The organism is Mesorhizobium alhagi CCNWXJ12-2 (assembly GCF_000236565.1).
Taxonomy (GTDB): Bacteria; Pseudomonadota; Alphaproteobacteria; order Rhizobiales; family Rhizobiaceae; genus Allomesorhizobium; species Allomesorhizobium alhagi.
The window spans coordinates 21,591-40,119 of the sequence record NZ_AHAM01000206.1 but is presented as its reverse complement, the minus strand read 5'-3'; the positions used below and the strand labels follow the sequence as shown (position 1 = coordinate 40,119).

Genomic DNA, 18,529 nt, shown 5'->3' with positions numbered 1-18,529 from the left:
TTTGTTGAGCTGGCGGACAGTGAGGCCGAGAATGTTGGCGGCGCGCGCGGCACATCAGGTCGGCTAACCGGCAGGACAGCCAACATCTCCTTTTCCTCGGGTCCCCACTCTTTCCGCTGGCGGTGTGTGGTTCCACACGCCCAGCCAGTCTTCGTCGCTCAGATCGTCCGTCACCTCAAGGGTATCTGCCACGTGATACCGGGTACGTGAAGCGCCTTAGAGCGACGATGTTGCGCCCAACCAAGTTCGCTGTGAGCTCAACTGCTTGAGTTTTCCACGGTGTCCTGCGAGCTCACACAGGAGATCGATCCGCCCTTGTGGTTGCACTCTTTGTCGGGTTTTCGACGATGTCGGACATGAGACACAGCGCTACCAGAGCGATTGCATTGTTCTGAAACGATTCTCTCCTTTGGCACGACACATGCAGGGCTATCCGCAAGCACCGGCGCGCCGAGCGCGCGCTGCGGCAGGGAACTGAGGAGAAATAACCCGTGATCACGCTAGCCGAACATGCGGTCGCTGCCGCGAAAACTGAGCTTCCCCTAGCCGACGAAAGACCTTTCGGCATTATTCTTCAGGTTGTCCGGACATGACCGCAATCGATCCCCGCCCAACGCTGAATGCTCCGGACGATGATCCCTATCTTTGGCTTGAAGATGTGGAAGGCGAACGGGCACTTGCCTGGACCACCAGCCAGTCGGCAAGGACCCTGGAGCACTTCGGTGGAACGCGGTTCGAGCACGACCGGGATGCCCTGACAGCGATTTTCGACCGTCCCGACAGGATTCCCATGATCACGCGCCGTGGTCAGTACGTCTACAATTTCTGGCAAGATGCCCGTAACCCGCGCGGACTGTGGCGCCGGACCACCCTTGCCGCCTATACGAAGGCGGATCCCCAGTGGGAGATCCTGTTCGATCTCGATGCCCTCGCCGCTGGCGACGGAGAGGACTGGGTCTGGGGCGGGGCGTCCCTCGAGCCGGAGAGAGGGCAAAGAGCCGTTCTGCACCTCTCTCGCGGCGGCAGCGACGCGGTCGTCCATCGCGAATTCGATCTGGCGTCTCTGAGCTTGGTCGGCGACGGTTTCAATCTCCCGGAGGCCAAGGGCGACATTGATTGGCTCGACCCTGACACGCTTCTGCTTTCCAGTGCGCTTGGTGATGGCATGGCCACCCGCTCCGGCTACGCGCGCACCGTGCGGTTGTGGAAGCGTGGCGCAGATCCGCTCACCGCGCCGATAATCTTCGAGACCGGTTCCGAATCCCTCGGCGTGTCTGGCCATCTGGACCGCACCGCCGAGAGCGAGCGCCTTTGGTTCATCGAGGAGCCGGCCTATTTCGAGGCGATTGGCCGAATCGGCGACAGGAGCGGTCCGAAGATTCAGATCGACCTTCCTTGGGACGCTTGGTGGGACGTCTTCGGCGACTGGCTGGCGGTAAAGCCGTGCAAGCCCTGGACGGTGGGAGGGACGACCCATGCCGCCGACGCGCTGATCGGCATCTCCCTCTCCTCGTTCATCGCCGGCGAGCGCGGTTTTGGCACCCTCTTTGAACCAGGCGACAGGCGCTCCCTGCAGTCATTCTTCTGGAATGACGGGAAGCTCATCATCTCCTACCTCGTCAACCTCGTTCCGCGTTTCGAGGTGTTTACGCCCGGCCGCCAGGAATGGACGCGCCGAGCCCTGGACACCGTACCCGCCGAAGGGACTGTTCGCCTCTGGCCGCTCGACAGGGAAGATCACGAGACCAATGGAAAGGTCCTCGTTTCGGCTCAGGACCCGATCACGCCGCCGCAGCTTCTCCTCTTCGACCTCAATGCCGCGCCGCCTCTCGGCGCTCCAGTGATCCTGAAGCGCGCCCCGGAGAATTTCGACGCATCCGGGCTGGTGGTCACGCGCCACGAGGCAGTCTCGACCGACGGTGAGATGATCCCTTATACGCAGGTCGGCCCGGCGGACGGGAACGGGGATGCCCCGGTTCACCTCACCGCCTATGGCGGGTTCGGCATGTCGCTCCTGCCCTCCTACAACTCCTCGCTCGGCAAGCTGTGGCTCGAACGCGGCGGCACGAGCGTGGTGGCGAACATCCGGGGCGGCGGCGAGTTCGGCACACGTTGGCACAAAGCGGGTCGTAGGGAGGGCAAGCGTCTCGCCCATGACGATTTCGCGGCCGTTGCCGCCGACCTTGTGCAGAGAGGCATTACGCGGCCGTCGCGGATTGCCGCCGAGGGCGGCTCAAATGGCGGCCTCCTGATCGCCAATATGCTTATCCGTTATCCTGAGCGTTTCGGCGCGCTGTTCTGCACGCTTCCGCTTATCGACATGCGCCGCTACACCAAGCTTTTTGGCGCAGGCGGGATTGACGAATATGGCGATCCCGACAAGCCGGAGGATTGGACTTTCCTCAAGGAAATGTCCGCCTATCACGCCGCGGCGCCGGGACAGCGCTATCCGCCGATCCTGCTCGCCACCACGAAGCGTGACGACCGCGTCCACCCGGGCCACGCGCGTAAGATGGCCGCCAAGCTGCAGGTTCTTGGCTATCCCGCTTACTTCTACGAGCCCGACGCGGGCGGGCACAGCTACGGCAAGAACAATCGGGAGCGGGCCGCATTCATTGCCCTGGGCAACAATTTCCTTCGCAGTGCGATCGGCTGGCAAGCCGATCGCGTTCGATAGGTGGGCCGAACCCAGAGGGCAACGGTTCAAATAAAGTGAGCACAGGTCGATGATTGCGAGCACGGCTGCACAGTCTCACGCAAATTGAGCATGAGCGCTCCGTCAATCTCAATCAATTCAAACAGGATTCATCATGGTGCAGTGTGTCGTTTCTGAAGATCAAGGAGAGAATATCATGGCAAGCAAGCAAATGGGCGTTGCCCGGGGAGTAATAGCGGCCATCGTCCTCATCGTGGTGGGACAGCAGGCCGTCGCGGCGGACCTTGCGCAAGCCGCGAGCGTCCCGCAGGCAGGAGCCTCGGTCACAAAAGCGCCGAGCCCTTGGCAGATCCGCCTGCGTACGCTGGGCGTCATCACTGAGGATTCGGGTTACGTCAATGCGGCGCCCGGCTCCGATCTTTCCTATTCGGACACGGTGACGCCTGAACTCGATATCTCCTATTTCTTCACCGACAACATCGCCGCCGAACTCATACTCGGCACCACCTATGCCAACATCGACGGCCAAGGAACGATCGGCGGGCTGGGCAAGATCGGCAAGGTTTGGCTGCTGCCGCCCACGCTCACATTGCAGTATCATTTTACCAATTTCGGCGCCTTCAAGCCCTATGTCGGCGCCGGCGTGAACTACACGGTGTTCTATAACCAGGATGCCGGCAGCGCCGATGCTCTCGATGTTAAGGACACGTTCGGCGCTGCGCTGCAGGTGGGATTCGACTACATGGTGGATCAGCACTGGGGCGTCAACTTCGACGTGAAGAAGCTTTTCCTGGAGCCAGACTTCAACGTCACGGTGGACGGGGCGAACCTGACGGGGAAGGCCGCGCTCAATCCGTGGTTGGTTGGCGCGGGCGTCACCTACCACTTCTGATATCAAGGGCTAAGGCGGCTTGCTGACGCAATCTGAAATGAAGGGCGCCTCGTGCGCCCTTTTGCCGTCGGCCCTGTACGGGCGAATCGACCCATTCGAGGAGGCGGCCTTGTTGCCTGGGGCGGGGAAGTGTCCGAAATCGAAGGAACGTTCTGATCAACTTTATCGATGACTATCCGACGCATAGCAGCCGATTGTAAGGCGACAGTTGAAGAAGCCTTTGAGAGAGGGCGGCTTTCCCGGTTCCACCCAACCAGGAAGAGTACCCCTGGTCAACGCGGCCTCGTCAGGCCCGCGGGCGCGGAGAAATTAGCTGGAAGTCGGGTGTATCAGGCCTGTTTGTCGGGCCGAACCAGATCTGTGTGGCTGACGCCGAGGGCCGATGCCAGTTCATAGATCGTGATGATCGTCGGATTTCTTCGGCCTTTCTCCAAGCCGCTGATGTACTGTTGGCTGAACCCGGAAATCTCGGCAAGCTGCTCCTGCGTCAGACGCTTCCTTTGTCTGATTCTCTGCACATTCCGACCGACCAACTTGCGCATATCCATGCACGACAAGCCATCGGATTGGGCAGCTTGAGTTTATCAACTATAATATGTAATCCACATTGAGCGGCCGAATCCGCTGGCGGAGGGCTTCGCGGAGGCCATTGTCCGGAGATAGAATCCAGCGATGTTACAGCCTAGATCGAACGCGCCGATTGCCGACGAAGTCCCCTGGTCGGACAGCGTCACGGCCTACGACAAAGAGCATTTCACGACCTATATGCGGCTGCTCGATGCTTCCGCCGACAACGCCACTGAAGAGGAAATGGCCCATCTGATCCTCGGCATTGATCCGGCACGCGACCCGGAGCGCGCCCGCAAGGCTCTTCGCAGTCATCTCGACCGTGCGAACTGGATGGTCACGACCGGTTACAAGCACTTGTTCGCCAGCTGACAAAATCGGCAATGCGTTCCGTCGCGCTTTAGGCAACGAACTCCCTGTATCCACCATTCATAAGCGCATGGCCGCGGTGGATGGCGCGGCGGATGCGGTCACGCATATGATCGCGAGGATCGTTCCAGTCGGCCTGGACCCGCGGTTCGCCGATCAGCGCTTCGGCGATTTCGCGATGTGAAGCCCCCGCGAGCGAACCGTCGAGCGCCTGGAGGACGAAGCGGAGGCGGTCGCCACGCGCTTCCGGCGGAAACAGGGTTTTTGGCAGTCGCCCGTCCGCCACAAGACTGTTGATACACTCAAGTGCCCGTAGCCGAGGCTTCAACTGCTGGGCGGGCCAGATTGCGTCAATATGAAGTCGGACGGGCAGCAAAACGCTTTCGCCAGACACGACAAGCTGGAAATGCCGGTCGGCATGCCGCAACAGAACATGTTGGCAGCCGGCGCCGGAAAGCAGGACTGTTGCACGGCATGGCAGCGTGGCCAGGTCGAACGGCGGCGCCCCCGACGATGAGGAAAACTGTTCCGCCACAACTGGCAAGACATATGGGCACTGGCGTGGACCCCAGAATACGGCCGCGTTACGCTTGGGAGAGTCCGCGAAACAGAACGCCCCAACGCGCCAGGGTGACGCGCGAGGCAATGATGTCGAGCGATGTCCGACGTTCCAGCCATTCGGCCCGCTCCAGTGCAATGGCCAAATCATGCCGGAATGCCGGATTGCGCCGCAAGAACTCCCAGGCCCAGCCGCGCCGGGTCAGATGAGCGGTGTAGTCGTACGAGTTCTTATCCCACCAATCCGGCCAGTCGGCGGCGCTGCCTTCCGTCATACTCATGACCCAGGCCCGCCAGGAGCATGGAGATTACGACCGGACATCACGCGGCCCTGCAGGCCACCGGCGCCCACAGCACCGGACCATGAAAACCGCCGTTCCGTCGAATGGCCTCCAGCCTGTCGGCGGAGGCGTCGAGATATCCGGCCACGGCGCGGGTGGCGCCGATCGTGTGCGGTTCGCCGATCCGCGTCAGCGGCCAGCCGGCGCGGCGAAGGATGCGCTCCATGCGCAGATCGGTGACGGTGACAATTCGGCTGAGACGGCGCGACAGGCCGAACTCGATGATGCCGGCGAAGAGCTGGTAAGTGCCGACGGCAATTCCGCCAGCGCCCTTCGGGGCGGATGGCGGAAGATCAAGGGCGAACCGGCTGCTTTCCCAGACGCCCGGTTCGGCGGGCGCCGTCTTCCCCTCCAACAGCACCGGAAACGTGTCGCGAAGCATCGTCGGCCCGTTCGACGGAAGCAGGCGGACGCATCCATCGACACGGCCGTCGGAACCGCGCAAGATCAGATAATGCGGCTTGAGCGCATCAAAGGAATCGATCTCGTACCCGCCATTGGTCCGCACATCCCAGTCGAGCCGCTCCTTGAAAACGCGGTATCGCAGACGGTGCATTTCATGCAGTTCGTCGGCGAAGTCGCCGCAGCAATCGGGTGCGATCAGCTGGATCATGAGGGCCTCCGGGCAGAAATGACCCTGCCATTGGAGGCGAATGCGCCCGCCGAAACAGCCTGTGCAAATGCACAGGGGGAGCAAAGACCAAATTCAGTTTTTCAGAGCATCGAAGATCGTGAGGAGGCCAGCAGCGCGATGGCCTGATTTTTGGTGCGCACGCCAAGCTTCTTCTTGGCATTGTCCAGATGGAAGGCGGCGGTGCGCGGCTTGATGCCCAGGATGCCGCCGATATCCCAGGCGGACTTGCCGCGCGCGGCCCATTGCAGGCACTCATATTCACGCGGTGTCAGCGAAACGCCGTCCACTGTCCGATTGCCGGACAGCTTGCGGCGAACGCAGATGTGAAAGCAGGTCGCCATGAGTTGGAGCGCCTGCTCATATCGCTCGGCAATGCGCAGGAACGCCGGATTGGGCTCATCAGCGGCAAAGGTCACTGCTGCGATGCAGCCCCGTCGATCGACGATCGGGATCGTCAAGCCACAGCGGATGCTGAACTCGGCCGCTTCTTCGAACAGCCTCTGCTGAACCTGCGATGTCGCAAAGCCGCGCATATCCGGTCCCCACCGAAACGGGCATCCGCCACAGCGTGCACGCATGATGACCGGATCGACCTTCTGATACCGGTTTTGCAGGTAGTGCGCGGTCCAGCGAGCCGGATAATTCGAGATCAGCCTGGGCTCGCCCGAACGCTGCGGCGGCAAGGACAGGTAGGCGAAGGTGATCAGCTCGAGTCCAGCGGCCGCACCAGCCATGGCGTCGCGAAAATCCGCCTCATCGACGCTTTCCGACAGCTGTTCCAGGAATGTCTCGAAGAGAAGTTGCATGTCCTTCGTCATGCCTTGAACTCAATGCCTCGATTTCTCTGCTGTGCCTCACCCTGGCGTGTAGACGCGACGGTCAGCCTCCCGGCATGAGCGCGGCCGATCTTGCTGCTTGCGCGGCGAACAGGATCCGCACCGATGGCCAAACGATAGCGCACCGCTACAGCGCGTACGATCTTGTCGCCATCATCGCCCTCATTGCTTTCCTACTTCTGCTTGAAGAACCCACTTTGCGGAGCGTGTCTCAACGCCGCGAACTTGCTCACTTGATGAAACAGACGGTGATGTGCTGATGTTGTCGATGAGCCGCGTTTCGCCAAGCCAGGCTGCTGCAACTAGGCGCGCCGGTCGGTCAAGGCCTGCCAACGATTGCAGGTCTGTTTCCGCGCGTAGTTCCAGGTATTCGACCTCGCGATAGCCTGCAGCCAGAATTGCTACGCGCGCTTCGTAAAGCGTTGGCATGACGGGAGAGCCGTTCGCAAGCCGCTCCGCCGTCTCGAGCAGGACCGAGGCGAGCTTTGGGGCAACGGAGCGCTCCGCTGGCGAGAGCCGGACATTGCGCGACGATAGAGCCAGACCATCGGCTTCGCGGACAGTCGGACAAGGGACGACGGTGACCGGAATATTCAGATCCCGGACCATACGGTTGACGACGTGCAGCTGCTGGAAGTCCTTTTCGCCAAAAAAGGCCAAGTCGGCGCCGGTCTGCAGAAAGAGCTTGGCGACGACGGTCGCCACTCCGTCGAAATGGCCCGGTCGGAACGCGCCGCACAGGCCTTCGCTGACGCCTGATACCGACACGGTCGTGGCGAAGCCAGCTGGATACATCTCCTCTGGATCCGGCACGTAGAGCAGATGCGCGCCCAGCGGCGCGAGCTTCGCCGCATCTTCGTTTTCCGTGCGCGGATAGGCGGCGAGGTCGGCGGCACTGTTGAACTGCTTGGGGTTGATGAAAAGCGTCACGATCACACGGTCGGCCGTTTGGAGCGCGGAACGCACGAGGCTCAAATGTCCTTCATGCAAGGCCCCCATGGTCGGCACCACAGCGACACGGGCACCCGAGCGGCGCCATGCGGCGACGATTTCGCGAAGCGCGGCAACGGTCCTGACAATCGGCACGCTCACGCTGCTTCTCCGCTCTTGGTGGCGTGGGCGCCCTTGAGCGGATCGGCAAACACGTGCTCGGCGGCGGGGAACATCCGCTCCCGCACCTCTTGCGCGTAGGCCGCGATCGCCGCCTCGGCGGCCTGCCCGAGTTCGGCGTAGCGCTTGACGAATTTGGGCTGGAAGTCGCCGAAGAGGCCCAGCATGTCGTCGACTACGAGAATCTGGCCGTCACACGCCGCCGAGGCGCCGATGCCGATGGTGGGGATCGCCACCTCTGCGGTGATCCCGCGGGCGAGCGCCTCGGGGACCTTCTCCAGCACGACCGCGAAGGCGCCTGCCTCGGCCACTGCAAGGGCATCTCGCCTGATGCGCTCGGCATCCTCCCCCCTGCCCTGCACACGATACCCGCCGAACGAATTGACCGCCTGCGGCGTCAGCCCGACATGAGCCATCACCGGGAGGCCGCGATTGGCCAAGAAGCGGATCGTCTCGGCCATCGCCGCGCCGCCTTCGAGTTTGACCGCCGCGCAGCCGGTTTCGGCCATGACGCGCGCGGCATTGCGGAAGGCCTGCTCGGGGCTTTCCTCGTAGGAGCCGAACGGCATGTCGACGACCATCAGCGCCTGCTCCAGGCCACGGCGCACGGCCTTTCCGTGCATGATCATCATCTCGAGCGTCACGCCGAGCGTCGAGGGCAGGCCGTGGAGAACCATGCCGACGCTGTCGCCGACCAGCACCACATCGCAATGGGGATCGACCAACCGGGCAACCGGGGTCGTGTAGGCGGTAAGGCAGACGAGCGGCGTCCCACCCTTTCGCGAACGAATATCCGGCGGTGTGATCGCCTTGGTGTTAGCAACCGCACTCAATAGAGGCCTCCTTCCCTAACGTTACCAACCGCGGGTGTCGCGTTTGGCATATTTTTGTGCAGGTGCGAAGGGCTAAATTGCGAAGTGCATGAGTTGACGTGGCGGCCGATATTCGTGAGAACAAAATTTAATCGGTTCAGCTACTTCTCGGCCCTGCCCAGGCACCTTTAGGGGACCATGGACGATCGCGCAAAAAGGATCAGGAGAAACAGTCCCGGAGGCAAGGCCGACACGGCCAAAGTGGACCTGACCGCCGTCGTCGTGGCTGTGAGCAACAATGAGCCCTGTGTCCTCACCATCGGGCAGACCGACACCTTGCCCTCCGGTCCGCTCGCGCTCGAGCACCGATCGCTGCAGTCCGGTTTAAGAACGTGGGTCGAGGAGCAAACCGGCCACCCACTAGGCTATATCGAGCAGCTCTACACCTTCGCCGATCGGGACCGTGCCGGCGCCGAGCTGGAGCGGCGCGTCATCTCCATCAGCTATCTCGCCCTCACCCGCAAGGAACATGCAACGGCTCCGTCCAAGTCCAGCTGGCAAAGCTGGTACGACTACTTTCCCTGGGAGGACCATCGTGCCGGTGCTCCGCCGATGGTGTCGGACCTGCTGCGGCCACGCCTGATCGAGTGGGCGGAGAGCGCCGACGACGACGCGACGCGCCTTGAGCGTCGACGACGGGCGGCGATCGCCTTCGGCTTCGGCGACCGTCCGTGGAACGAGGATCTCACACTCAAGCGCTACGAGCTGCTTTATGAAGCAGCCCTGGTGGAAGAGGCGATGCGCGGTTCGACTCTGCCCCCGCCGGTTCGCGGAAAGTCCATGGTTTCCGATCATCGCCGCATCCTTGCGACGGGCATTTCGCGGCTGCGCTCCAAGATCAAATACCGGCCGGTCGTCTTCGAACTGATGCCGCCGGCCTTCACGCTTCTTCAACTGCAGCGAACCGTGGAGGCGCTCGCCGGTAGGCTCATCCACAAACCGAACTTCCGTCGCCTCATCGAGCAGCACCAGTTGGTCGAGGAGACTGGCGAAACCAGCACGGAGACAGGCGGCCGGCCGGCGAAGCTCTACCGCTTCCGGCACGCCGTTCTGGAAGAGGGGGAAGTTGCCGGGGCAAAATTGCCGCTCTCGCGGGCTTGACGCTTATACTCACCACGAATATATACGCCTTATATTCAGGTAGAGTATAACCGGAGGGCTCGATGAGCGCCATGCTGCCTTCGGGCGCGTCCCTGTACGACCGCGTTCGGCGCGTGATCCCCCTGATCGAATGGCCGACTTTTTCGGACGACATCGACGCCATTCTCGGGCTGAAGCGACAGCGAAACGCCGTGATACTGGCGCACAATTACCAGACGCCGGAGATATTCCATTGCGTCGCAGACATTGTCGGCGACAGCCTGGCGCTGGCCCGCAAGGCGATGGCTGTCGAAGCGGATGTGATCGTGCTCGCCGGCGTGCATTTCATGGCCGAGACCGCGAAGCTGCTCAATCCGGAAAAGACGGTGCTTATCCCGGACCTGAAGGCGGGCTGCTCGCTGGCCGACTCCATCACCGCCGCCGATGTCCGCCTGCTGCGGCAACGATATCCCGGCGTGCCGGTCGTCACCTATGTCAACACATCGGTCGAGGTGAAGGCCGAGTCCGACATCTGCTGCACCTCGGGCAATGCCAAGGCCGTCGTCGAATCACTCGGCGTTGCTCGGGTGATCATGCTGCCCGACGAATATCTGGCCCAGAACATTGCCGCGCAGACCGACGTGGAGATCATCGCCTGGAAGGGGCATTGCGAGGTGCATGAGCGGTTCACGCCGGCCGACATCAGGCAGCTGCGAGAGGATCACCCCGGTGTGACGGTGCTTGCCCATCCCGAATGTCCGCCCGACGTGGTCGCGGAAGCCGACTTTTCGGGCTCGACGGCCGCCATGTCCGACTACGTCGGAAGCCAGAAACCGCCTCGCGTCGTGCTGATGACGGAATGCTCGATGAGCGACAATGTTTCGGTCGAGCATCCGGACGTCGAGTTCATCCGGCCCTGCAATCTGTGCCCGCATATGAAGCGCATAACGCTCGCCAACATCCGTGCGGCGCTCGAGCGGAACCGGCACGAGGTGACGATCGAGCCCGAGATTGCCGGACGGGCACGGCTCGCCGTCGAACGGATGCTCTCCGTATGAGCGCGGATGTCCGCAGCTTCTTTGGCCGGCCTATCATTATAGGCGGCGGCATTGCCGGGTTGTTGACTGCGCTCCATCTGGCGCCCGAGCCCGTGCTCCTTCTGTCCAGGACGCCGCTCGGAGCAGACGCATCGAGCGCGTGGGCACAAGGCGGGCTGGCTGTCAGCCTTGGCGTTGACGACGATCCGGCCCTGCATCTCGCCGATACCCTGGCCGCCGGCGACGGGCTGTGTGATGCAGAAATCGCAACTCGCATTCTCCATGCGGCTGCTGACGCGATCGAGACCCTGGCGACCCTTGGGGTCCGTTTCGATCGGACCTCTGAAGGAGCGTTGCTTCTCGGACTCGAGGCCGCACACGGCCGCCGGCGTATCGTTCATGCCGGCGGCGACGGCAGTGGACAGGAAATCATGCGGGCGCTGGTCGAGGCCGTGCGTTCTGCTCCGTCGATTACGGTCGTGGAGGGTGTGGAGGCGCGGCGGCTGGCGGTGGAGGACAATACGGTCCGCGGCGTTTGGGCAAGCTGTTCGATGAGTCCCGTGTTCTTCGGTACGGGACGGGTCGTTCTCGCGACCGGCGGAATTGGCGGACTGTTCCTCGACAGCACCAACCCATCGGGCAGTTGCGGACAGGGCCTGGCGCTTGCGGCGCGCGCCGGTGCTGTCCTTGCCGATCTGGAATTCATCCAGTTCCATCCGACCGCGCTTGACGGGCCCGATCGTCCCATGCCGCTGATCAGCGAAGCGGTTCGCGGCGAAGGCGCGACGATCGTCGACGAAACCGGCCGGCGGTTCCTCGAAGGCGTGCCGGGCGCGGAACTCGCGCCGCGCGACGTCGTGGCGCGCGCCATCTCTAAACATCTTTCGAAGGGCCATCGCGCCTTTCTCGATGTACGAGAAAAGCCCGGCTCGGCATTTGCGCGGCAGTTTCCGACGATCGCATCAGCCTGCCGGGTCGCCGGCATCGACCCGGCGTATGACCTCATACCCATACGGCCGGCCCAGCACTATCACATGGGCGGTGTCGCGGTGGACCCGGACGGACGTAGCTCCGTTGCCGGACTGTGGGCTTGCGGCGAAGTCGCCTCGACCGGACTGCACGGCGCCAACAGGCTTGCCAGCAACTCGCTGACTGAAGCCGTCGTATGCGCGCGCTGGGTCGCCGAAAGCGTGGCGGGTTCGCCGATCGGCGTCAGAACACGATCAAAGGCACGGGAAATTCCGGCGCCCAATCCGCTCTCCTTGCGCCCTCTCCTCTCACGCGCCCTTGGCGTGAAGCGGCATGGTGAGTTTTTGCGAGATGCCGTGAGCGCAATGCTTCCACTTGCCGAGCTGCATCATGCAGCGTCCGATCCCGCGGCAGTTGGACTGATGATCGCGGTTGCCGCCTTGCTGCGCGAAGAAAGCCGCGGCGCGCACTACCGCACGGACTTCCCCGATCTTGCGGTATTTGCCCGTCGCTCCAGGCTCACGCTCGATGGAGCCTTGGCGACAGCTCGGGAATTCGCATGTTCGTCAACGCTTGAAGAGCTTGAGCAATGAACCTTTCGCCGCTTCCCGCAATCATGCTTGAGCCCCTGGTGCGGGCAGCACTTCTGGAAGATCTCGGCCGGGCGGGTGATCTGACCACCGATGCCATCGTACCGAAGAACCATCGCGCGAGGACCGCGCTGGTTGCGCGCCAGACCGGAGTCGTCGCCGGGCTCGATCTGGCGGTGCTGGCGTTCCGGCTCGTCAACCAGGACCTCGAAATCACGGTGGAGCGAGCAGACGGCAGCCATGTTGCGCAGGGCGAGATCATCGCATCGGTGGCCGGCCCGGCGCAGGCCATTCTCACCGCCGAACGGACAGCGCTCAATTTCTTGTGCCATCTGAGCGGTATCGCCACGGCGACGGCATCGATTGTCAATGCGATCTGCGGGCACAAGGCGAAGATCGTCTGCACCCGCAAGACGACGCCCGGATTGCGGGCGCTGGAAAAATACGCCGTGCGCGCCGGCGGCGGCTCCAATCACCGCTTCGGTCTCGACGACGCCATCCTGATCAAGGATAACCACATCGCCATCGCCGGGGGAATCCGCGCCGCCATCGAGCGGGCACGAAGTAGCGTCGGGCATCTGGTCAAGATCGAAGTCGAGGTCGATACGCTGGCCCAGCTGGAAGAGGCCCTGGAACTTGCCCCCGACGCTGTCCTGCTCGACAACATGTCGCTTGACGAATTGCGCCGGGCAATTGTGGTAGTGGCCGGCCGGGGAATCACCGAGGCGTCAGGCAGGATCACCGCCGCGACGGCGCCAGCCATCGCCGCGACCGGCATCGATCTGATTTCCGTCGGCTGGCTGACCCATAGCGCGCCCATTCTGGATATCGGCCTCGACTATCGGGGCTCAATCGACTGACAAACGGACGGCAGCGGGCTGATGGCCTTCCGGTCGCCATAAATCAGCCAGCAAAGAAGCCGTAAGGGCCAGAACGCAATGAACAGGATAGATATGCACGCACCGAATTCGACGAAGACAACGCCACAGGCACAATCCGCGGATGGCGAAATGTGGACCGTGGAAAAGGCTCGGGCACTTCACGATGCTCCCTTCAACAACCTCCTCTTCCTGGCGCAAACCGTTCACCGGCAGAATTTCGATGCCAACAAGGTCCAGCTCAGCCGGCTTCTCAGTATCAAGACAGGCGGATGCCCAGAAGATTGCGGCTATTGCAGCCAGTCCGCTCATCACGAAACAGGCCTGAAGGCGTCGAAGCTGATGGAGGTCGAACGTGTCATCGCCGAAGCGACCAAGGCGCGTGACGCCGGCGCCACCCGCTATTGCATGGGCGCGGCCTGGCGAAACCCCAAGCCGCGCGAGATGGATGCGGTCGTGGCAATGATCGAGGGCGTCAAGGCCCTGGGCATGGAGACCTGCATGACGCTTGGCATGCTCGATCTTGAGCAGGCCGCTCGACTGAAACAGACTGGCCTCGACTACTACAACCACAACATCGATACGTCGGAGCGCTACTACAGCGAGATCATCAACACGCGCAGCTTTGCCGATCGGCTCGAGACGCTCGAGCATGTTCGCCAATCCGGTATCAAGGTGTGCTGCGGCGGTATTGTCGGCATGGGCGAAGAACCGGTGGACCGGATCAACATGCTGGTCACGCTGGCCAATCTGCCGGAACATCCCGAAAGCGTTCCAATCAACATGCTGATCCCGATACCCGGCACGCCACTTGCCGACGCCAGGCCGATCGAGCCGATCGAATTCGTGCGCGTGATCGCGCTGGCACGCATCATGATGCCCAAATCGTATGTCCGCCTGTCCGCCGGCCGCACTGCCATGACCGACGAGATGCAGGCGTTGTGCTTTTTTGCCGGCGCCAACTCGATTTTCGTCGGCGACACGTTGCTGACGGCTGACAATCCCGGCGAGGACAAGGATACTCTGCTGTTCCGGCGCCTCGGCATCGAGCCGATGGAACTCGATGCGCAATGAACGGGGGACCGCTTGCCCGCTATAGCGCGACCTTGCAGGGACTGGCGCGCAAGGACCGGCTGCGGACGCTGTCACCGCGCGCAGGGCTCGACTTCTCGTCGAACGACTATCTCGGGCTTGCCGCCTCCAGGAGACTTGGAGACGCGGTCGCGGCGGCGATTGCGCGGGGCACGCCTGTTGGCGCCACCGGATCGCGGCTGTTGCGCGGCAATGCGCCGGAACATGAGCAACTGGAGGCAGACGCGGCGGCGTTCTTCGGGGCCGAACGCGCGCTGTTCTTCGGCAGCGGCTACATCGCCAACTTCGCTCTGCTGACCACGCTGCCGCAGAAGGGCGACCTTGTGATCCTCGACCAGCTTGCCCACGCCAGCATGCATGAGGGGGCGCTAGCCGGACGCGCCGAGTTCAAGCTGGCCGCGCACAACGACGTCAATGCTGTCGAGGACGCGATCAAGCATTGGCGCGCCGAAGGTGGCATGGGGCGTGTCTGGATCGGGGCCGAAAGCCTTTACAGCATGGATGGCGACTGCGCCCCTTTGGAGAACCTCGTCGCGCTTGCCGACCGGCATGAGGCATTTATCGTTGTCGACGAGGCACATGCCACCGGCGTGTGGGGACCGGACGGCCGCGGCCTTGCCGCCCCCTTCAAGTGCCGCGACAACATCGTGGCGCTCCATACGTGCGGCAAGGCGCTCGGCGCGTCCGGGGCGCTGGTTACCGGGCCGGGAACGCTGTGCCACTATCTCGCCAACCGCTGCCGGCCATTCATCTACGCCACCGCGCCATCGCCGCTGATGGCAGTGGCGGCGCGCGAAGCGATTGCCATGCTGTCCGACGAGCCCATGCGCCGTGTTCAGCTGCATGAGCGCGTTGCCTTCGCGGCGCGCCAGCTGGCCGAGCGCTGCGGCGTGAAGCCCAGCGGCTCGCAGATCCAGCCATTTGTCATCGGCGACGTTGGGCGCACCATGGCGGTGGCGGCAGCACTGCAGGCCCGCGGCTTCGACATACGAGCCATTCGCCCGCCGACGGTGCCTGAGGGCACATCGCGCCTGCGCATTTCACTGACGCTCAACGTGGACGAAGCCGACATTTCGGCGATGGTCGAGGCGCTTGCCGAGGTGCTGGCCTCGACATGACCAAACGCATCGTCATCACGGGCACTGATACCGGAATCGGCAAGACAGTTGTCGCGGCCGGTCTCGCCGGCCTGCTGGGCGGCGCCTACTGGAAACCCGTGCAGTCGGGCCTTGACGGCGAAACCGACAGCCAGACGGTTGCGCGCCTCGGCGAACTGACGCCCGAGCGGATCCTGCCTGAAGCCTGGCGCCTGACGCGGCCGCTGTCGCCGCATCGTGCCGCCGAGCTCGAGGGCGTGACGATCGACCCCGACCGCCTCGTCCTGCCCGAAGTCGAATGTCCCTTGATCGTGGAGGGCGCCGGCGGCCTGATGGTGCCGCTCACCCGCAACACCCTGTTCGTCGACGTCTTCGCCCGATGGCAGGCGCCGGTCGTGCTTTGCGCGCGCACCTCGCTCGGCACGATCAACCATACGCTGCTTTCGATCGAGGCGCTGCGCCGCCGTGACATTCCGTTGCTCGGCGTGGCCTTTATCGGCGAGGCAGCGCCTGACACCGAGTGCACGATCGCTGGAATGGGCCAGGTACGCGTGCTCGGCCGCCTGCCCTTGCTCGACCCGCTGACGGCCGGGATCCTGCGCTTGGCCATGACCACATACTTCAACATGGCGGCGTTCGATGAGCTCCGCGCATGAACCGCTCGGCTGTCTGGCACCCCTTCACCCAGCATGCAGCCGAACCGGCCATGCCGTCGATTGCGCGGACCGGGGGCGCCCATCTGGAAACGGCGGACGGAAGGCGCATTCTCGACGCCATTTCGTCCTGGTGGGTGGTCACCCACGGCCATCGCCATCCGGCGATTGTCGAGGCGATCCGAAAGACGGCCGATTCCCTCGACCAGATCATCTTCGCCGGACTCACGCATGAACCGGCCGAGCGCCTGGCCAACGCCCTCATTGGCCTCGCTCCGTCCGGACTCGACTGGGTGTTCTATTCCGATAGCGGCTCGACCAGCGTCGAAGTGGCCTTGAAGATGGCGCTCGGCTATTTCCGCAACATCGGCGCGCCACGTTCGCGCATCGTCGCCATGGAGCACAGCTATCACGGCGACACGATCGGCGCGATGAGCGTCGGCGCCCGCGGTGTGTTCAATGCGGCTTACGAGCCGCTGCTGTTCGAGGTCGACACCATCCCCTTCCCGGCCGCCGGGCGCGAGCAGGAGACGCTCGATCGGTTCGAGGCGGTCTCGCGCGACCGAAGCGCTGCCGCGCTGATCGCCGAGCCGCTCGTACTCGGTGCCGGCGGCATGCTGATGTACCCCGCATGGGTGCTCGCCGAACTGAAGAAGATCGCCGAGGCCTCCGGCACGCTGTTCATCGCCGATGAGGTGATGACCGGCTGGGGGCGCACTGGAACCCTATTCGCCTGCGAGCAGGCATCCATCTCTCCAGACATCCTGTGCACCTCGAAAGGCTTGACCGGCGGCGCCATCCCGTTGGCGGCCACGCTCGCCACCGATGCCATCTTCCAGGCCCATTATTCCGTGGACCGGAAGAAGACTTTCTTCCACTCGAGTTCCTACACCGCCAATCCGATTGCCTGCGCGGCAGCACTCGCCAATGCCGAGATCTGGCGTGACGAACCGGTGACTGAGCGGATCGCGGCCTTGAGCGCTAGGCAGGCCGCCGGGCTTCGGCGCTTTCGCGACAATCCCTTTTTCACCGACAGCCGGGCGACCGGGACCATCGCGGCTCTCGATCTGCGCGCCGGCTCTGCCGGCTATCTGGCAGAGATCGGACCGAAGCTTCGCGCGTTCTTCCTCGAGCGCGGCCTGCTCGTGCGTCCGCTCGGCAATGTTCTCTATCTTCTGCCGCCCTATTGCATCACCGGCAACGAGTTGGATGGACTCTATGATGCCATCGAGGAGGCCGGCGAACGCTTCGGTTCGAGGCCATGAGCAGGTCGTCGCGCATTCTCGGGTTCGGCCATCATGCGCCCGCACGCAAGGTAGAGAACCCGGAAATCGAAAACCGTCTCGGGCTCGAACCCGGCTGGATCGAGCGGCGAACGGGGATTCGGTCGCGCTTCTGGGCAACGGACGAAGACACGTTGTCGGGCCTTGCCGCGTGCGCCGGCGACATGGCGCTGGCGAATGCCGGCATCGATCGCGGCGATATCGGCCTGCTGTTGCTTGCGACCTCGACGCCCGATCACCTGCTGCCGCCCAGCGCGCCGCTGGTCGCACACCGGTTGGGGCTCGGTCGCGCCGGCGCGGTCGATCTGACCGGCGCCTGTGCCGGCTTCATTTATGCGCTGATGTTCGCGGATGGATTCACCCGCCTGCACGGCAAAGCGGCCCTTGTGATTGCCGCCAATATCCTCAGCCGCCGCATCAATCCGGCCGAGCGGGCCAGCGCCGTGCTGTTTGCCGATGCCGCAGGCGCCGTGGTGATTGGTCCGTGCAACGACCCCGATCGAGGCATCCTTGGCGCCGCGGTGGATTCGGACGGCTCGCGTTACGGGCTGATCCAGATTCCGGCAGGCGGCAGCAACAGGCCGTTCCATGGCGGTGTAGATCTCGGGCAGACCCGAATGACGATCACCGACGGCCGCGAAGTGTTTGCCAAGGCCGTGGAGATGATGACTGCCTGTTCAAAGAAAGCGCTCACTGCTGCCCAGATGCAACCGCAAGACATCGATCGGTTCGTGCCGCACCAAGCAAATGCCCGTATTTTCGATGCCGTCGGGCGAAACCTCGGCATTGCCGATCACGCGATCGTCAAGACGATCGCAGAATACGGCAATTCATCCGCCGCGACGATCCCGCTCTCGCTCTCGCTCGCCCACCGGGCGGAGCCGCTTCGGCCGGGCGAAAAGATTCTTCTGGCGGCGGCGGGCGCCGGTCTCAGCGGCGGCGCTCTCGTCGTCGGAATTTAGTCGGACTGCTACCGCCCACGGGACGGCAAGACCGCTATTTGAAATGGATGGGA

At 63.3% G+C, this 18,529-nt stretch carries 19 protein-coding genes; 12 read left to right on the top strand and 7 right to left on the bottom strand.

The genetic code is table 11. The annotated features are described in order from the left end of the window. The first annotated feature begins 589 nt into the window (after window positions 1-589). On the top strand, window positions 590-2,677 hold the full coding sequence (locus tag MAXJ12_RS23250) for a prolyl oligopeptidase family serine peptidase (protein WP_008838481.1): 2,088 nt from the start codon (window positions 590-592) through the stop codon (window positions 2,675-2,677). Between the two features lie 175 nt (window positions 2,678-2,852). Then, window positions 2,853-3,548, top strand: a complete 696-nt coding sequence (locus MAXJ12_RS23245) for an OmpW/AlkL family protein (RefSeq protein ID WP_008838480.1) — start codon at window positions 2,853-2,855, stop codon at window positions 3,546-3,548. Between the two features lie 329 nt (window positions 3,549-3,877). On the opposite strand, the gene MAXJ12_RS23240 is transcribed toward MAXJ12_RS23245, so the two are convergent. After that, a complete protein-coding gene (locus MAXJ12_RS23240) occupies window positions 3,878-4,096 on the bottom strand; it encodes a helix-turn-helix transcriptional regulator (protein ID WP_008838479.1) in 219 nt (72 codons plus the stop codon). Between the two features lie 124 nt (window positions 4,097-4,220). On the opposite strand from MAXJ12_RS23240, the gene MAXJ12_RS23235 reads away from it, so the two are divergent. After that, window positions 4,221-4,487: a DNA -binding domain-containing protein gene (locus tag MAXJ12_RS23235; RefSeq protein WP_008838478.1), complete on the top strand. Its 267-nt coding sequence runs from the start codon at window positions 4,221-4,223 to the stop codon at window positions 4,485-4,487. A gap of 28 nt (window positions 4,488-4,515) precedes the next feature. On the opposite strand, the gene MAXJ12_RS39095 is transcribed toward MAXJ12_RS23235, so the two are convergent. The 6 genes from MAXJ12_RS39095 to panB form a co-directional block, all read right to left on the bottom strand. Beyond that, complete coding sequence (locus MAXJ12_RS39095; RefSeq protein WP_244421569.1) at window positions 4,516-4,770, bottom strand: DUF2285 domain-containing protein; 255 nt, start codon at window positions 4,768-4,770, stop codon at window positions 4,516-4,518. A gap of 298 nt (window positions 4,771-5,068) precedes the next feature. After that, complete coding sequence (locus MAXJ12_RS39090; RefSeq protein ID WP_008838476.1) at window positions 5,069-5,323, bottom strand: transcriptional regulator domain-containing protein; 255 nt, start codon at window positions 5,321-5,323, stop codon at window positions 5,069-5,071. Between the two features lie 40 nt (window positions 5,324-5,363). Beyond that, entirely contained in the window at window positions 5,364-5,996 is a 633-nt protein-coding gene (locus tag MAXJ12_RS23225; protein WP_008838475.1) for an acyl-homoserine-lactone synthase, read from the bottom strand. A gap of 101 nt (window positions 5,997-6,097) precedes the next feature. After that, window positions 6,098-6,823 carry a LuxR family transcriptional regulator gene (locus MAXJ12_RS23220; RefSeq protein ID WP_420492388.1) on the bottom strand — a complete coding sequence of 242 codons (726 nt, stop codon included), beginning with the start codon at window positions 6,821-6,823 and terminating at the stop codon, window positions 6,098-6,100. A gap of 192 nt (window positions 6,824-7,015) precedes the next feature. After that, window positions 7,016-7,945, bottom strand: coding sequence for a pantoate--beta-alanine ligase (gene panC / locus MAXJ12_RS23215; protein WP_008838473.1), 930 nt, complete (start codon window positions 7,943-7,945; stop codon window positions 7,016-7,018). Beyond that, the gene (gene panB / locus MAXJ12_RS23210) at window positions 7,942-8,796 is read right to left on the bottom strand and encodes a 3-methyl-2-oxobutanoate hydroxymethyltransferase (protein WP_008838472.1); all 855 of its coding nucleotides are present in this window, start codon (window positions 8,794-8,796) and stop codon (window positions 7,942-7,944) included. Before panB ends, panC begins: the two co-directional genes overlap by 4 nt. A 177-nt stretch (window positions 8,797-8,973) precedes the next feature. On the opposite strand from panB, the gene MAXJ12_RS23205 reads away from it, so the two are divergent. The 9 genes from MAXJ12_RS23205 to MAXJ12_RS23165 all read left to right on the top strand — a co-directional run bounded on the left by MAXJ12_RS23205 (window position 8,974) and on the right by MAXJ12_RS23165 (window position 18,476). Then, window positions 8,974-9,936, top strand: a complete 963-nt coding sequence (locus MAXJ12_RS23205; protein ID WP_008838471.1) for an NUDIX hydrolase — start codon at window positions 8,974-8,976, stop codon at window positions 9,934-9,936. 62 nt (window positions 9,937-9,998) lie between these two features. Further along, complete coding sequence (gene nadA / locus MAXJ12_RS23200; RefSeq protein ID WP_008838470.1) at window positions 9,999-10,973, top strand: quinolinate synthase NadA; 975 nt, start codon at window positions 9,999-10,001, stop codon at window positions 10,971-10,973. After that, window positions 10,970-12,514, top strand: coding sequence for an L-aspartate oxidase (locus MAXJ12_RS23195; RefSeq protein ID WP_008838469.1), 1,545 nt, complete (start codon window positions 10,970-10,972; stop codon window positions 12,512-12,514). Before nadA ends, MAXJ12_RS23195 begins: the two co-directional genes overlap by 4 nt. Continuing rightward, window positions 12,511-13,371 carry a carboxylating nicotinate-nucleotide diphosphorylase gene (nadC, locus tag MAXJ12_RS23190; protein ID WP_008838468.1) on the top strand — a complete coding sequence of 287 codons (861 nt, stop codon included), beginning with the start codon at window positions 12,511-12,513 and terminating at the stop codon, window positions 13,369-13,371. The genes MAXJ12_RS23195 and nadC overlap by 4 nt, the downstream gene beginning before the upstream one ends. A 150-nt stretch (window positions 13,372-13,521) precedes the next feature. Next, a complete protein-coding gene (gene bioB, locus MAXJ12_RS23185; RefSeq protein ID WP_244421568.1) occupies window positions 13,522-14,463 on the top strand; it encodes a biotin synthase BioB in 942 nt (313 codons plus the stop codon). Next, window positions 14,460-15,599, top strand: coding sequence for an 8-amino-7-oxononanoate synthase (locus tag MAXJ12_RS23180; protein WP_008838466.1), 1,140 nt, complete (start codon window positions 14,460-14,462; stop codon window positions 15,597-15,599). The genes bioB and MAXJ12_RS23180 overlap by 4 nt, the downstream gene beginning before the upstream one ends. Next, the gene (gene bioD / locus MAXJ12_RS23175; protein WP_008838465.1) at window positions 15,596-16,234 is read left to right on the top strand and encodes a dethiobiotin synthase; all 639 of its coding nucleotides are present in this window, start codon (window positions 15,596-15,598) and stop codon (window positions 16,232-16,234) included. Before MAXJ12_RS23180 ends, bioD begins: the two co-directional genes overlap by 4 nt. Then, entirely contained in the window at window positions 16,231-17,496 is a 1,266-nt protein-coding gene (locus MAXJ12_RS23170; protein WP_008838464.1) for an adenosylmethionine--8-amino-7-oxononanoate transaminase, read from the top strand. Before bioD ends, MAXJ12_RS23170 begins: the two co-directional genes overlap by 4 nt. After that, complete coding sequence (locus tag MAXJ12_RS23165; protein WP_008838463.1) at window positions 17,493-18,476, top strand: beta-ketoacyl-ACP synthase III; 984 nt, start codon at window positions 17,493-17,495, stop codon at window positions 18,474-18,476. Before MAXJ12_RS23170 ends, MAXJ12_RS23165 begins: the two co-directional genes overlap by 4 nt. Window positions 18,477-18,529: the final 53 nt, after the last annotated feature.

Bases quoted from the DNA above. Each gene is read 5' to 3' on its own strand.
- MAXJ12_RS23250 (WP_008838481.1), top strand. From the start codon at position 590: ATGACCGCAATCGATCCCCGCCCAACGCTGAATGCTCCGGACGATGAT.
- MAXJ12_RS23245 (WP_008838480.1), top strand. From the start codon at position 2,853: ATGGCAAGCAAGCAAATGGGCGTTGCCCGGGGAGTAATAGCGGCCATC.
- MAXJ12_RS23240 (WP_008838479.1), bottom strand. From the start codon at position 4,096: ATGGATATGCGCAAGTTGGTCGGTCGGAATGTGCAGAGAATCAGACAA.
- MAXJ12_RS23235 (WP_008838478.1), top strand. From the start codon at position 4,221: ATGTTACAGCCTAGATCGAACGCGCCGATTGCCGACGAAGTCCCCTGG.
- MAXJ12_RS39090 (WP_008838476.1), bottom strand. From the start codon at position 5,323: ATGAGTATGACGGAAGGCAGCGCCGCCGACTGGCCGGATTGGTGGGAT.
- MAXJ12_RS23225 (WP_008838475.1), bottom strand. From the start codon at position 5,996: ATGATCCAGCTGATCGCACCCGATTGCTGCGGCGACTTCGCCGACGAA.
- MAXJ12_RS23220 (WP_420492388.1), bottom strand. From the start codon at position 6,823: ATGCAACTTCTCTTCGAGACATTCCTGGAACAGCTGTCGGAAAGCGTC.
- MAXJ12_RS23205 (WP_008838471.1), top strand. From the start codon at position 8,974: ATGGACGATCGCGCAAAAAGGATCAGGAGAAACAGTCCCGGAGGCAAG.
- nadA (WP_008838470.1), top strand. From the start codon at position 9,999: ATGAGCGCCATGCTGCCTTCGGGCGCGTCCCTGTACGACCGCGTTCGG.
- MAXJ12_RS23195 (WP_008838469.1), top strand. From the start codon at position 10,970: ATGAGCGCGGATGTCCGCAGCTTCTTTGGCCGGCCTATCATTATAGGC.
- nadC (WP_008838468.1), top strand. From the start codon at position 12,511: ATGAACCTTTCGCCGCTTCCCGCAATCATGCTTGAGCCCCTGGTGCGG.
- bioB (WP_244421568.1), top strand. From the start codon at position 13,522: ATGTGGACCGTGGAAAAGGCTCGGGCACTTCACGATGCTCCCTTCAAC.
- MAXJ12_RS23180 (WP_008838466.1), top strand. From the start codon at position 14,460: ATGAACGGGGGACCGCTTGCCCGCTATAGCGCGACCTTGCAGGGACTG.
- bioD (WP_008838465.1), top strand. From the start codon at position 15,596: ATGACCAAACGCATCGTCATCACGGGCACTGATACCGGAATCGGCAAG.
- MAXJ12_RS23170 (WP_008838464.1), top strand. From the start codon at position 16,231: ATGAACCGCTCGGCTGTCTGGCACCCCTTCACCCAGCATGCAGCCGAA.
- MAXJ12_RS23165 (WP_008838463.1), top strand. From the start codon at position 17,493: ATGAGCAGGTCGTCGCGCATTCTCGGGTTCGGCCATCATGCGCCCGCA.